The following is a 13218-nucleotide window of genomic DNA, read 5'->3' on the forward strand; positions in this document are numbered from 1 at the left end:
CACCATGGGCGACCCGATTGGCACCGGTGCCGCGCCCCGCGGCACCCTGATCGTGGGCAACTGCCAGGCGGGGGTGCAGCTGGCCTCCAGCCTGCGGGAGCTCGGCGACACCGAACCGATCACCCTGGTCGGCGAGGAACCGCACGCGCCCTACCAGCGGCCACCGCTGTCGAAGGCGTTCCTCAAGGGCGAGGCCACCGCGGACTCGCTTGCCTTCCGCAGTCACGATTTCTACCAGACCCACCGGATCGAGCTCGTCACCCGGGAACGCATCGTCAAGATCACCCGCGACGCGCGGGGCGGCGAGGCCGTGGCCGAATCCGGGCGCATCTTCCCGTTCGCCCGCCTCGCGCTCACCGTGGGGGCCGTGCCGCGCACGATCCCGCTCGAGGGTTCTGAGCTGGAGGGGGTGCACTACCTGCGGGATGCGACGGAGGCCGCGGTACTCGAGCAGCAGCTGCGCCAGGCAAGGAACGTCGTCGTGATCGGCGGCGGTTTCATCGGGCTCGAGGTGGCGGCCGGGGCCCGGGCCTCCGGCAAGGACGTCACCGTGCTGGAGGCCGCCCCGCGGCTGATCGGCCGGGCCGTCTCCGAACAGACCAGCGCGTTCTACCTCCAGGCGCATCGGCGCCGCGGCCTGAACGTCGTGCTGAACGCGACAGTGGTTCGCCTCGTCGGCGAACACGACCGGGTGGCCGGCGTGGAGCTCGGCGACGGCAGCGTCGTACCGGCCGACGTCGTGCTGATCGGCGTCGGCGTCATCCCGCGCACCGAGCTGGCCGAGCAGCTGGGTCTCCTGATCGACAACGGGATCGTCGTGGACGCCCAGGCGCTCGCCAGCGACGGGGTCACCGTCGCGGCCGGCGACTGCGCCAACATGCCCAACCCCTCCATCTCCGATTTCGGCAACGGCCGACTGCGACTCGAAAGCGTGCAGAACGCCGTGGAGCAGGCCAAGGTCGCCGCCGCCACCCTGCTGGGCATCCCGGCAGAGCACAAGACGGTGCCGTGGTTCTGGTCTGACCAGGCCGACCTGAAACTGCAGATCGCCGGGCTCAATGGCGGTCACGACCAGGTGGTTCTGCGCGGCGACCCCGATTCGGAGAAGTTCTCCGTGCTCTACTACCGCGCCGGCACCCTGATCGCCGCGGACTGCATCAACAGCCCGCTCGATTTCATGGCCGTGCGGAACGCCCTGCACAAGGGGCTGTCCGTTCCGGCCGATGCCGCCACCGACACCTCCATCCCGCTCAAGAAGCTCGCCACCGAAGCCCCGGCGCTCTCCGAGAAAGTGACAACGCCATGACCCTGCAGACCGAACAGCCGATCGACACGAGCCCGATCGGCGTCGCCGACGACTCACCGGATGACCTCGACCCGCTCTGGCGGGCCGTCGAGCCGGAGATGCGCACGCGCGGCAACGACATCCACATCCCCATGTCGTTCGCCTTCGCCGAACGCCTCTGCGACGCGTATCCGGAGGCCGATTCCCTGGTGGTGCGGGTCGCCATCCTGCTGCACGACACCGGCTGGGCCCGCGTCGACGAGACGAAGATCATCTCCGAGGGCTTCGGCAAGAATTGGCGCCAGTCCCAGATCCGGTTCGAACACGAGATCAAGGGCTGCGAGATCGCCCGCGAGGTGCTTCCCGGGCTCGGCTACGACGACGCGTTCATCACCCGGGTGACCGACATCATCGACGGGCACGACACCCGCCCGGAGTCGCACTCGATCGAGGACTCACTGGTGCGCGACGCCGACCGGCTCTGGCGCTTCACCCCGGCGGGCATCGCCCTGGCCTCGAGCTGGTTCTTCCAGACGCCGTCGTTCTACTGCCGCCGGCTGCGCTCGGAGATTCTCCCGGAGCTGATCACCGCCGCGGGGCTCGAGATGGCGACGGTCGAATTGGACCGGGCCGAAGCGCTGCTCAAGGTCGCGGTGCTGTGATGGAGACGGTGCTCGCGACCGTTCCGTACACCCACACGGACGACCTGTTCATCGACGGAACGTGGACCACGGCCGACGGGGCCGGGCGCACGATGGTGACCAACCCGGCGACGGAAGAGGTGTGGGGGAGCGTGCCCGTGGCATCCGTCACCGACCTCGACCGGGCCGTCGGCGCGGCCCGCCGGGCCTTCACCGGCAGCGGCTGGCGCGACCTGGCGCCCTCCGAACGCGCGGTCTACCTGCTGCGGCTGGCCGACGAGGTCGAGAAGCGCAGCGAGGCGATCTCGCACACCAACACCTGGGAGAACGGGTCGCCGGTCGCGGAGACCAGCCGCGCCGGTTCGAACGCGGCCGCCATCTTCCGCTACTTCGCGGGCCTCGCGCCGCACCTGGAGGCGCCGGATGTGCGCCGGTTCCCCGACGGCTCCGCCGAGACCGTAGTGCGGCAGGACCCGGTCGGGGTCTGCGCCCTGATCGCGCCGTGGAACTTCCCGATCAACCTCGTGGTCGCCAAGCTCGCCCCGGCGCTGATGGCCGGCTGCACCGTCGTGATCAAGCCGGCCTCGCCGACGCCGCTCTCGATCCGCCAGATCGCGGATGCCGTCGCCGCCGCCGGCATTCCGGCCGGGGTGGTCAACGTGGTCACCGGCAACAGCGCCGTCGGCGACGCCCTCGTGCGGCACCCCGGCATCGACAAGGTGGCCTTCACCGGCTCCACCCCGGTGGGCCGGTCCATCGGCGCGGCGTGCGGCGAGCTGCTGCGCCCAGCGACCCTGGAGCTGGGCGGCAAGTCGTCGGCCCTGGTGCTGCCCGACGCCGACCTGGCCGACATGCAGAAGGTGCTGATTCGCACCTGCATGCGCAACACCGGGCAGACCTGTTACATCTCCACCCGCATCCTCGCGCCGCGGGAGCGCTACGACGAGCTGGTCGACATGGTCACGGCGACCATCGCGGCGGCGCCGCAGGGCGATCCGATGAATCCGGCGACCGTGTTCGGGCCGAGCGCCACCGCGTCGCAGCGAGACACCGTGCTCGGCTACATCCGTTCGGGGATCACGGAGGGGGCGCGCCCCACGACCGGCGGCGATGTGCCCAGCGGGTTCGACCGGGGCTTCTACGTGAAGCCGACCGTGTTCGCCGGAGTCACGCCTGGCATGCGGATCGCCCGGGAGGAGATCTTCGGGCCCGTGCTGGCGATCCTGCGCTACGACAGCCTCGACGAGGCCGTCGGGATCGCCAACAACACGGCCTTCGGCCTCGGCGGCACGGTCTTCTCCAGAGACGAGGATGCCGCCCTCGCGGTGGCGGCCAGGGTGGACACCGGCTCGATCGGGCTCAACTTCTTCGCCTCCAACCATGCCGCCCCCTTCGCGGGACGGCATGATTCAGGACTCGGCGTCGAATTCGGCCTGGAGGGCCTGCACGTCTACCTCAAGCCGCAGTCGGTGCACCGGCGCATCCGCTCGTAGTTCGCGGAACGGCCGGGGGAGCTTAGAGTGACTGGGTACTCGCGCAGGCGAACGCTCCAGTGGAGCGGGCCCGGCGCGTCCATGCAGCGTGAAGTCCGAGGAGCCCCCATGACCGACACCATCGCCCCCATCGCACCGGCCCACGGCGTCGGCCTGACCGACGCCGCCGCCGTGAAGGTGCGCAGCCTGCTCAGCCAGGAGGGGCGCGAAGACCTGAACCTGCGCGTTGCCGTGCAGCCCGGCGGCTGCTCCGGCCTGATCTACCAGCTCTACTTCGACGAGCGCATTCTCGAGGGTGACGTCGTGGTCGACTTCGACGGCGTCGGCGTCGTGCTCGACAAGATGAGCGTGCCGTACCTCGAGGGAGCCTCGATCGACTTCGAGGACACCATTGCCAAGCAGGGCTTCACGATCGACAACCCGAACGCCGGCAGCAGCTGCGCCTGCGGCGACTCCTTCAGCTAGAGGCTCCGCTCGAGCGCCCGCTCGAGCCTCGGCCGCAGCATCCGCGGGGATGCCCGCCGCGGTATCCGTTCGATCCCGGCGCAGCTTGTGGAAGCCGGCGCACGTTAGAACCTGCGCCCGCTTCCCCAACCTGCGCCGCGAGCGACGGGGAACACCTCGGCGGGCCGGATGCCGCGGAGTCAGCGCGCGCCGACGACCATCCAGCGGGAGGCCCGGGCCCGCAGGCCCAGGGTCACCGCGCGGGCGCCGAGATAGCCGAACGCGAACGCTGCCATCAACCAGGCCAGGCCGGCGGCCCCCGTCGGTGCCAGAATCAGCACCGCGACGGCCAGCGGCACGAACGCGGCCAGGTTCACCAGCCCGGTCAGTGCGAGATAGCGCGCGTCACCGGCGCCGATCAGCACGCCGTCGAGCACGAACACCACGCCGCCGAGCGGAACCGAGAGTCCGAGCACGATCAGGGTCGCCGGCAACAGCCCGCTGACCTCGGTCGCATTCGTGAACACGCGGCCGAGCACATCGCTCGCGGCGACCACCAGCAGCCCGAGCGCGGCCCCCGTCAGCACGCCCCATTCGAGGCAGCGCTTGAGGACCATGCGCACCTCGGCCAGGTTGCCGGCGCCGAGGCCTCGGCCCACCAGAGCCTGCGCCGCAATCGCGAGGGCGTCGAGCGCGAACGCCAGCGTCGCGAACAGGGTCATCGCGATCTGGAAGGCCGCCAACTCGGGAGAACCGAGGCTCGTGGCCACGAACACCGCGAGCAGCATGGCCGCACGCAGGCTCACGGTGCGCAGGAAAAGCCAGCCGCCGGATGCCGCGCCCCGCAGCATCCCGGCCCGATGCGGTCGCAGGGGTGCTCCCTCGCGGCGGGCATGCCGGCCGACGACGGCCAGGTAGACGGCGACCATCGCCCACTGGGCGATGACCGTGCCGAGCGCGGATCCGACGATGCCGAGGCCTAGGCCGTAGATGAAGATCGCATTGAGAAGGATGTTGGCCGAGAAGCCGATCCCGGCCACCCACAGCGGGGTGCGGGTGTCCTGCAGGCCGCGGAGCAGGCCGGTCGCAGCGAAGACGATCAGCATGGCCGGGAGGCCGAACATGGAGATGCCCAGGTAGCTGGCGGCTGCGGCGGTGACGGCAGGCTCGGCGCCGAAGGCACCGACGAGCAGCGGGGTCGCGAACCAGCCGGCGGCAGCGAGGAGAACGCCGAGGCCGAGGGCCAGCCAGAGCCCGTCGATTCCGATTCCGACGGCCCGGCGACGGTCGCCGACGCCCAGCCAGCGGGCCACCGCGGGAGTGGTGCTGTAGGCCAGGAAGACCATCAGGCCGATGATCGTCTGCAGCACGGCGCTGGCCAGACCGAGTCCGGCCAGCGGAATGGCGCCGAGGTGGCCGACCATGGCGGAGTCGGCGAGCAGGAACAGCGGCTCGGCGATGAGCGCGCCGACGGCGGGAATGGCGAGGCGCAGGATCTCGCGGTCGATGGGCTGCGGGCGGAGCACGGTGAGAGTGATCCCAAGACTCTAGTTCAGCCTCTCCGCGCTCTCCCACAGTGCTCGGGCCTGTCCCCGGTGGTCGACCCTGTCGAGACCCGGCGGTCGACCCTGTCCTCCGGTGGTCGAGCCTGTCGAGACCCGGCGGGACGACCCTGTCCTCCGGTGGTCGAGCCTGTCGAGACCGGCGAGCCGACCCGGATCATTTAGAATACGACTTCGAGTATATGTCTATAAATATATGACAGACTCTCGACTACGCGTACTAACTCTGGTATTCTCGACGCATGACCACCACCGCAGACGACCTCAGAACGGCAACGGATGCCGTCGCTCGCCTGGGCTCCTCCTGCGCCGATTATGAGGCCCTGCCCGATGCCGAGGTGCTGGCCGGTCTGAGGCAGATCGCGGCCGCGCGCCGCCTGCTCGACACCCGCTCCGCCTGGATGGCGGCGACCATCGCCCGCCGCTCCCGGCCCGAGCTCGGCCACTCCGGCCTGGCCGCCCAGCAGGGCTTCCTCTCACCCGAGGCACTGATCCAGACGGTGACCGGCTCGACCAAGAACGACGCGTTCAAACTCGTCGCGGTCGGCACGATGATGGCCGATGCCGAAGCGGCGGAGAAACTGGTCGAGGCTGCCGTGGAATCATCCGATGTGGATGCCGCCGCGGTCGCTTCTTTCGCCGCGAAGGTGCCATGGCAGGCGCCGATCGCCCGGGCCGTCACCGACGGCACCCTCTCGGTCGATGCGGCCGAGTCGATCCGTTCCGGCCTCGGCCAGATCGACGCCGCGGTCACTGCGGAGAAACTCGGCACAGCCCTCGAGACGCTCCTCATTGAGGCCGCGTCACTGAATGCCGACCAGGTCTTCAAGCTCGCACGCCGGATGCGCGACCAGCTCGACGAGGCCGGCATCGCCGCCCGGGAGAAGCAGGCCCACGACGACCGGTTCCTGCGGGTCTACCGGCTGGGCAACGGCAAGGTGCGCCTGCACGGCCTCTTCGCCCCCGAAGACGGCGAGTTCGTGCTCTCGACGTTCGACTCCGTGACCAGCCCCCGCCGCGGCGGCGTGCGCTTCGTCGACAAAGACAAGGCCGCCTGGGCCAAACGGATGCAGGACGACCCCCGCACCACGGAGCAGATCGCCGCCGACGCCCTCGTGCAGTTGCTGAAGATCGCCGGGGAGGCCGACCAGGGCCGGGTTTTCGGCGGCCGCCGCCCTTCGGTGCGGGTGCTCGTCACCGAGAAGGCCCTGACGCCGGGCCAGCCGGGACAGCCGGCCGGTCAGACGGGGCAGTCGGCCGGTCAGTCGGGCCAGCCGCCCCCTGGCCAGGCCGCACAGACCGGCCCGGTTCCCGCCGCATCCGCCGCTCACGGGCAGATTGAGGGCAACCCGGTCCCCATCTCGCAGGAGACCATCGATCGTCTGCTCTGCGACACCGGAACCCGCGGCATCCAGGTTGACGACACCGGGCAGATCATCAACGTCGGCCGTGACCAACGTCTCTTCACCGAGGCACAGCGCGCCGCGATGGGTGTCCGCGACGGCGGCTGCCGTTGGGTCGACTGCGATAGATCACCCGCGTGGTCTGAAGCCCATCACATCAACGAATGGTTGAGAGACAACGGGTACACCGACCTTGCCGACGGGGTGCTGCTGTGTCATCCGCACCATCTGCTGCTGCATAACCAGCACTGGAGCATCATCCGCACCGGAAACGACTACTGGCTACGACCACCGGTCGACGTCGACCCGGAACAAACGCTGATCGCACTGCCCAGCAAACGGGCGGCACTGTAGGTGTGGCCCCTGGTCTCGACAGGCTCGACCACCGTTGTGGGAGCGTCTGGAGGGCGGGTCGCCGGGTCTCGACAGGCTCGACCACCGTTGTGGGAGCGTCTGGAGGGCGGGTCGCCGGGTTGCCGGGTCTCGACAGGCTCGACCACCGTTGTGGGAGTCTCTGGAGGGTGGGTCGCCGGGTCTCGACAGGCTCGACCACCGTTGTGGGAGCCGCTGGAGGGTGGGTCGCCGGGTCTCGATGGGCTCGACCACCGGGCGAGGAGTCGCGACTCCGATGCGGGACACCGAAGGGGCGTAACTTGAGCAGCATGAGCAGTGTCATCGAGACCCGAGGCCTGGACAAGCGCTTCGGCCGAGTGCCGGCCCTCGACGGCCTCGACCTCACGGTCACAGCCGGCGAAGTCCACGGCTTCCTCGGCCCGAACGGGGCCGGCAAGTCCACCACCATCCGCATCCTCCTGGGGCTGTATCGCCCGAGCGGAGGATCCGCCACAGTCTTCGGCCAGAACCCGTGGACGGATGCCGTCGCCCTCCATCGCCGCATCGCCTACGTGCCCGGGGACGTGAGCCTGTGGCCCAATCTGTCCGGCGGCGAGGCCATCGACCTGCTCTGCCGGTTGCGCGGCGGAACCGTGGATGCCGCTGCCTACCGGGCACGTCGCGCGCGCCTCGTCGATGCCTTCCAGCTCGACCCCACCAAGAAGGGCCGCACCTATTCGAAGGGCAACCGGCAGAAAGTCGCGCTCATTGCAGCCCTGGCTGCCCCGGCAGACCTGTTCATCCTCGACGAGCCGACCTCGGGGCTCGACCCCCTGATGGATGCCGTCTTCCGCCGGGAGCTGCAAGCGGCGACGGGGGCGGAGCAACGGTTCTGCTCTCCAGTCACATCCTCTCCGAGGTGGAGCACCTCTGTGACCGGGTGAGCATCATCCGGGCCGGCCGCATGGTGGAGACCGGAACCCTCACCCAACTGCGGCACCTCACCCGCACCGAGGTCACCTTCGCCAGCACAGGGCTGACCGACGCCGACCTGGCCGGGCTGGCCGCGCGCATCCCTGCCGCTCACGACCTCGTCCCCGGCCACGGAGGCCGCGTGAGCTTCACGGCCGACAGCGAGGCGTTGCCCGAGATGCTGCCCGTGCTCGCCGCGCTGCGCGTGCAGGGCCTGACCATCGCGCCGCCGTCGCTCGAGACCCTGTTCCTGCGGCACTATCACGAGGATGCCCCGGTTCCCACGGCCGGAACCCGGTCGTGAGCTCGGGACTCCGCACGGCCTCGCCCACCGGGACCCCCGGACGACGCCGGAGCACCCTCGGTCCCCTGCTGCGCCTGCGTATCCGGCGTGACCGCATACAGCTGGCGATCTGGATGGCCGCTTTCTTCGGGCTTGCCCTGTTCGCCGTCTCGGCCGTCGACGCGAGTTTCGGCACGATGGCCGAACGCGAGGGGCTGATCCGAATCGCGGTCGGCTCCCCGACCATCCTGATCTTCCGCGGGGAGCCGCAGGGAACGGATGCCGACGCGGTCATCTTCTTCCTCCTCTTCGCGTTCCTGGCCACGCTGGTGGCCTTCATGAGCTCGTTCCTCGCCGTGCGCCACTCCCGGGCCGAGGAGGAAGCGGGCCGATCCGAGCTCATCTCGGCGACGCCGGCGGGCCGGCTCGTGCCGTTGCTTGCCACGACCGTGCACGGGATCGGTGCTGCCGTGGCCGCCGGGGCGGCCGTGAGCCTGGGTTTCCTGATCGGGGGACTGGACCCTGCCGGCACGATCACCACCGGCGCCGCCATCGCCGCCACCGGGATCGCCTTCCTCGGGGTAGGGCTCCTGGCCGGCCAGGTGATGCGCACCTCGCGCGGGGCGAACGGCCTCGGCGCGGCCCTCATCGCCCTCGCCTATACCCTGCGGGCGCTCGGTGACGCCGGCGGCACCGCATCCGCCGACGGTCTGAGCCTGACCAGCGCCTGGCCGAGCTGGCTGTCACCCATCGGCTGGGGACAACAGACGGATGCCTTCACCGAGAACCGGCCGGCTCCCCTCCTGCTTTCCCTGGCACTGGCCGCCGTGCTCTTCGCCGTGGTCGGGCTGCTGCAATCCCGGCGCGACCTAGGCTCCAGCCTCGTCGGGGAGCGGCCCGGCCCGGAGCGGGCCGCGCGAACGCTCAGCGGCAGCCTCGGCCTGGCCTGGCGTCAGCAGCGCGCGCCTCTGGCCGGTTGGGCTCTCGCCGGCCTCGCGTTCGGTCTCCTCGCCGGGACTCTGGGCGAAACAGTGGTCGAGCTGGTCGAGTCGAGCGCGCAGGTCGGGGACACGCTGGCACGGATGGCCGGAGGCCGGGCGTCAATCATCGACCTGTACACGAACACCATCTTCGGACTGGTGAGTGTGATCGCGGCGGCGGCGGCAACCCAGGCGATGATCCGCCTGCGGCAGGAGGAGGCCAACGGTTCGGCCGAGCTCCTGCTCGCTCTGCCGCTACGCCGCGACCGCTGGTTTGCCGACTACCTCCTTGTGGGTTCCATCGCCGTCGCACTGGTGCTCCTCGCGGCGACCGGGGGAGCAGCCGCCGGTCTCGTCTGGTCGTCCGGGGCCGCGGGAACCGTGGACACGGCCGACCGGGTGGCCAGCGCCATGGCCTCCGGGGCCGCGCAGGCACCCGCAGCCCTGCTCGTCCTGGCGATCGCGGCCCTGCTCGTCGCGATGGTGCCGCGGTTCAGTGCGGGCCTCAGCTGGGGCGTGCTGCTGACCGCCGGGTTCATCGGCGAGTTCGGCGAACTCTTCGGTCTGCCGGACTGGCTGCTCAACCTGTCCCCGTTCACGCACACACCCGTGATCGGTGCTGCCGATGTGGACTGGAGCGGAGCCGGGTGGATGCTGGGCCTCGCCCTGGTGGGCGGCGTGCTGGCCTTTGTGGGCATCCGTCGCCGGGATTTGGCACTGTGACGCCTTGGCTCGAGCACCGCGGGTCTCGACGGGCTCGACCACCGCGGGTCTCGACACGCTCGACCACCGCCGAGGTGCAGCGAATAGGGTGGAGGTATGACTGACCAGGGGACCGCATCCGGAATCGACCGCACCGAACTCGACCTGGAGGTGCGTCCGCAGGACGACCTCTTCCTGCACGTGAACGGCCAGTGGATCGCCCGGAGCGAGATCCCGTCCGACAAGGCCCGCTGGGGTTCGTTCTACCTTCTCGCCGAGGAGTCGGAGAAGGCCGTGCGCGAGATCATCCTCGAGGCCCAGACGGCCGCCCCCGGCACGGAGGAACGCAAATTCGGCGACCTCTACGCCAGCTTCATGGACGAAGCCCGCGTCGAGGAGCTCGGCGCCACCCCGCTCGCGGCCGACCTGGCCACCGTCGACGCCGTCACCTCCCTCCCCGAACTGCTCGGCACCCTCGGCCGCCTCGAGCGCGCGGGCGTGTCCGGCGCTTTCGGGCTCTTCGTCGACAACGACCCGGGCAACCCCGAACGCTACCTCGTCTTCGTCGAGCAGGGCGGGCTCGGCCTGCCCGACGAGTCCTACTACCGCGACGAGAAATCCGCGTCTATCCGCGCGGCCTACCAGGCGTTCCTTGAACGGATGTTCGGTCTCGCCGGCGTCCCGGACGCCGCCGTCCGCGCCGAGCGGGTCTTCCTGCTCGAAACCGAGCTCGCCACCCACCACTGGGACAAGGTGCGCTCCCGCGACAGCGAGAAGACCTACAACCTCAAGACCTGGGGCCAGGTGACGGCGCTGGCCGCCGGCGCCGACCTGCACCTCTGGCTCGAAGGACTCGACGGACCGGCGGGCGCACTCGACGAGGTCGTCGTGCGCCAGCCCAGCTTCGTGACCGGGCTGGCGGAGATGCTCACGGACGACCAGCTCGAAGGCTGGAAGGACTGGCTGCGCTGGCAGATCATCCGTTCCGGCGCGGCGTTCCTCTCGAGCGATTTCGTCGAGTCCAGCTTCGACTTCTACGGCCGCACCCTGACCGGCACGCCCCAGCTGCGCGAGCGGTGGAAGCGCGGTGTCTCCCTGGTCGAGGGTGCTCTCGGCGAGGCCGTCGGCCGCATCTACGTGGAGCGCCATTTCAAGCCCAGTGCGAAGGCGAGCATGGACGTGCTGGTGGCCAATCTGGTCGAGGCCTACCGTCGCAGCATCACCGACCTCGAATGGATGACCGCGGAGACGCGGGCCCGGGCGCTCGACAAGCTCGAGAAGTTCACCCCCAAAATCGGCTACCCGGCCACGTGGCGCGACTATTCGACCCTCACGATCGACCCTGCCGACCTGATCTCGAACGTGCGCGCCACGAGCGAGTTCGAGTTCCAGCGCGAACTCGGCAAGATAGGCAACCCGCTCGATCGTGACGAGTGGTTCATGACCCCGCAGACCATCAACGCGTACTACAACCCGGGGTTCAACGAGATCGTTTTCCCGGCCGCCATCCTGCAGCCGCCGTTCTTCGACGATGCCCGAGACTCCGCCGCCAACTACGGTGCGATCGGTGCCGTGATCGGCCACGAGATCGGCCACGGCTTCGATGACCAGGGCTCGAAGTACGACGGCACCGGGCTGCTCACCGATTGGTGGACCGAAGAAGACCGCACGGCCTTTGAGGAACGCACCAGCTCCCTGATCGAGCAGTTCAACGCGCTCGCCCCGAAACAGGTTCCCGAGCACTTCGTCAACGGTGCACTCACCATCGGCGAGAACATCGGCGACCTCGGCGGTCTCTCCATCGCCTGGAAGGCCTACCTCATCTCCCTCGACGGCCAGGAGCCGCCCGTGATCGACGGCTTCACCGGCGCCCAGCGGTTCTTCCTCTCCTGGGCGCAGGCCTGGCAGCTCAAGATGCGCGACGAGGAGGCCATCCGTCTGCTCTCGATCGACCCGCACTCGCCCAACGAATTCCGGTGCAACCAGATCGTGCGCAACATCGACGAGTTCTACACGGCGTTCGGTGTCACACCCGACGACGCTCTCTGGCTGGACCCGGAGAAGCGCGTTACGATCTGGTGACCTCAGCGCTCCACCCGTGAGCTACCGTGAGGTCGGGGACCAGTAGCCCGAATCTACGTAAGGACCTGCCCACCGTGGCCATTTCATCCCAGGAATCAGAGCGTCGGTCGCGCCATTCCGCGCTGCGGCGGGGTCGGCACGGCGGAACGGCGGCGGCGGCGAACTTCGGCCGCGGGTTCCAGGCGCTGGGTGACCTGGCGGTCGACGGGGTGCAGGTCTCGGCCCGCGCCACCGACCTGGTCACCGGCCGGGTCCTGTTCTCCGTGGACGACCACGTGGTCATGCCCACGGCCGGCATCGGCACGGTGCTGCTCCTGATCGAGGTGGCCGCCCGGCTCCGGGACGCCAACTTCGGTGCGTACACGATCCTGGATCGCAGCGCCGCCGATTCGGTGGCCGGTTCCGGGCTCTGGCAGCACCTGCAGGCACCTTCGCTTCCGGTAGCGGACCTTGCGGCCCTGGTCGGGGCCGCGAACGACAACCTGGCCACCAACGTGCTGCTCCGTGCGGTCGGCCTCGACGCCGTGCGCGCCCGCGCCGAGCAGCTCGGGCTCAGCCGCACCGCCCTGCTCGACCTCGTGCGCGATCGGCGCGGCCCCGACGACGCCCCGCAGCTCTCGGTCGGCAGCGCCAAGGAGCTCACCTGGCTGTTCACCGCGCTGGCGCGCGGCGAGATCGTCGACGCCGAGGCGAGCGAGCGCGTGATCGGCTGGCTGTCGCTGAATTCCGATCTGTCCATGGTGGCCGGCGCCTTCGGCATCGACCCCCTCGCCCACCGCGCCGGCGACCACGGACTGCTGTTGGTGAACAAGACCGGAACGGATGCCGGCGTCCGCAGCGAGGTCGGCATCCTGCGCGGTCCGCGCGCAGGCGTGACCTATATGGTCTCGATGTCCTTCGCCGACACCCGCCTGTCGTCCCGGCTGGCGGTGCTCGACGGCATGCGTGCGGTTGGCCTCGACCTGCTGGAGTACGTGCACTGAGTTCGATGAACGCCGATTAAACGTCGCTGCCCCCGCACGAGGCAGGGGCAGCGAT

The 13218-nt window shown here is 69.8% G+C and carries 9 protein-coding genes and 1 pseudogene; 9 read left to right on the forward strand and 1 reads right to left on the reverse strand.

Annotated elements, in window-relative coordinates:
* Nucleotides 1-4: 4 nt before the first annotated feature.
* The 4 genes from E3T49_RS04845 to erpA all read left to right on the forward strand — a co-directional run bounded on the left by E3T49_RS04845 (nucleotide 5) and on the right by erpA (nucleotide 3884).
* On the forward strand, nucleotides 5-1306 hold the full coding sequence (locus E3T49_RS04845) for an NAD(P)/FAD-dependent oxidoreductase (RefSeq protein ID WP_134423829.1): 1302 nt from the start codon (nucleotides 5-7) through the stop codon (nucleotides 1304-1306).
* A complete protein-coding gene (locus E3T49_RS04850; protein ID WP_134423830.1) occupies nucleotides 1303-1947 on the forward strand; it encodes an HD domain-containing protein in 645 nt (214 codons plus the stop codon). Before E3T49_RS04845 ends, E3T49_RS04850 begins: the two co-directional genes overlap by 4 nt.
* A complete protein-coding gene (locus tag E3T49_RS04855) occupies nucleotides 1947-3419 on the forward strand; it encodes an aldehyde dehydrogenase (protein WP_134423870.1) in 1473 nt (490 codons plus the stop codon). The genes E3T49_RS04850 and E3T49_RS04855 overlap by 1 nt, the downstream gene beginning before the upstream one ends.
* Before the next feature lie 108 nt (nucleotides 3420-3527).
* Complete coding sequence (gene erpA / locus E3T49_RS04860; RefSeq protein ID WP_134423831.1) at nucleotides 3528-3884, forward strand: iron-sulfur cluster insertion protein ErpA; 357 nt, start codon at nucleotides 3528-3530, stop codon at nucleotides 3882-3884.
* 179 nt (nucleotides 3885-4063) lie between these two features.
* On the opposite strand, the gene E3T49_RS04865 is transcribed toward erpA, so the two are convergent.
* Nucleotides 4064-5389 (reverse strand): MATE family efflux transporter, encoded by a 1326-nt coding sequence (locus E3T49_RS04865; RefSeq protein WP_241972655.1) that lies wholly within the window; start codon nucleotides 5387-5389, stop codon nucleotides 4064-4066.
* A gap of 278 nt (nucleotides 5390-5667) precedes the next feature.
* On the opposite strand from E3T49_RS04865, the gene E3T49_RS04870 reads away from it, so the two are divergent.
* The 5 genes and pseudogenes from E3T49_RS04870 (at nucleotide 5668) to E3T49_RS04890 (ending at nucleotide 13163) form a co-directional block, all read left to right on the forward strand.
* On the forward strand, nucleotides 5668-7182 hold the full coding sequence (locus E3T49_RS04870) for a DUF222 domain-containing protein (RefSeq protein ID WP_134423833.1): 1515 nt from the start codon (nucleotides 5668-5670) through the stop codon (nucleotides 7180-7182).
* Between the two features lie 308 nt (nucleotides 7183-7490).
* Nucleotides 7491-8437 (forward strand): annotated as a pseudogene (locus tag E3T49_RS04875) (ABC transporter ATP-binding protein).
* Complete coding sequence (locus tag E3T49_RS04880; RefSeq protein ID WP_166785472.1) at nucleotides 8434-10119, forward strand: ABC transporter permease; 1686 nt, start codon at nucleotides 8434-8436, stop codon at nucleotides 10117-10119. Before E3T49_RS04875 ends, E3T49_RS04880 begins: the two are co-directional and overlap by 4 nt.
* Nucleotides 10120-10215: 96 nt before the next feature.
* Complete coding sequence (locus tag E3T49_RS04885) at nucleotides 10216-12180, forward strand: M13 family metallopeptidase (RefSeq protein WP_134423835.1); 1965 nt, start codon at nucleotides 10216-10218, stop codon at nucleotides 12178-12180.
* Between the two features lie 74 nt (nucleotides 12181-12254).
* Nucleotides 12255-13163, forward strand: a complete 909-nt coding sequence (locus E3T49_RS04890) for a serine hydrolase (RefSeq protein ID WP_134423836.1) — start codon at nucleotides 12255-12257, stop codon at nucleotides 13161-13163.
* Nucleotides 13164-13218: the final 55 nt, after the last annotated feature.

The sequence above is a fragment of the Cryobacterium cryoconiti genome, assembly GCF_004403065.1.
In the GTDB taxonomy this organism is placed as follows: Bacteria; Actinomycetota; Actinomycetes; order Actinomycetales; family Microbacteriaceae; genus Cryobacterium; species Cryobacterium cryoconiti.

Bases quoted from the DNA above. Each gene is read 5' to 3' on its own strand.
- E3T49_RS04850 (WP_134423830.1), top strand. From the start codon at position 1,303: ATGACCCTGCAGACCGAACAGCCGATCGACACGAGCCCGATCGGCGTC.
- E3T49_RS04870 (WP_134423833.1), top strand. From the start codon at position 5,668: ATGACCACCACCGCAGACGACCTCAGAACGGCAACGGATGCCGTCGCT.
- E3T49_RS04845 (WP_134423829.1), top strand. From the start codon at position 5: ATGGGCGACCCGATTGGCACCGGTGCCGCGCCCCGCGGCACCCTGATC.
- erpA (WP_134423831.1), top strand. From the start codon at position 3,528: ATGACCGACACCATCGCCCCCATCGCACCGGCCCACGGCGTCGGCCTG.
- E3T49_RS04855 (WP_134423870.1), top strand. From the start codon at position 1,947: ATGGAGACGGTGCTCGCGACCGTTCCGTACACCCACACGGACGACCTG.
- E3T49_RS04885 (WP_134423835.1), top strand. From the start codon at position 10,216: ATGACTGACCAGGGGACCGCATCCGGAATCGACCGCACCGAACTCGAC.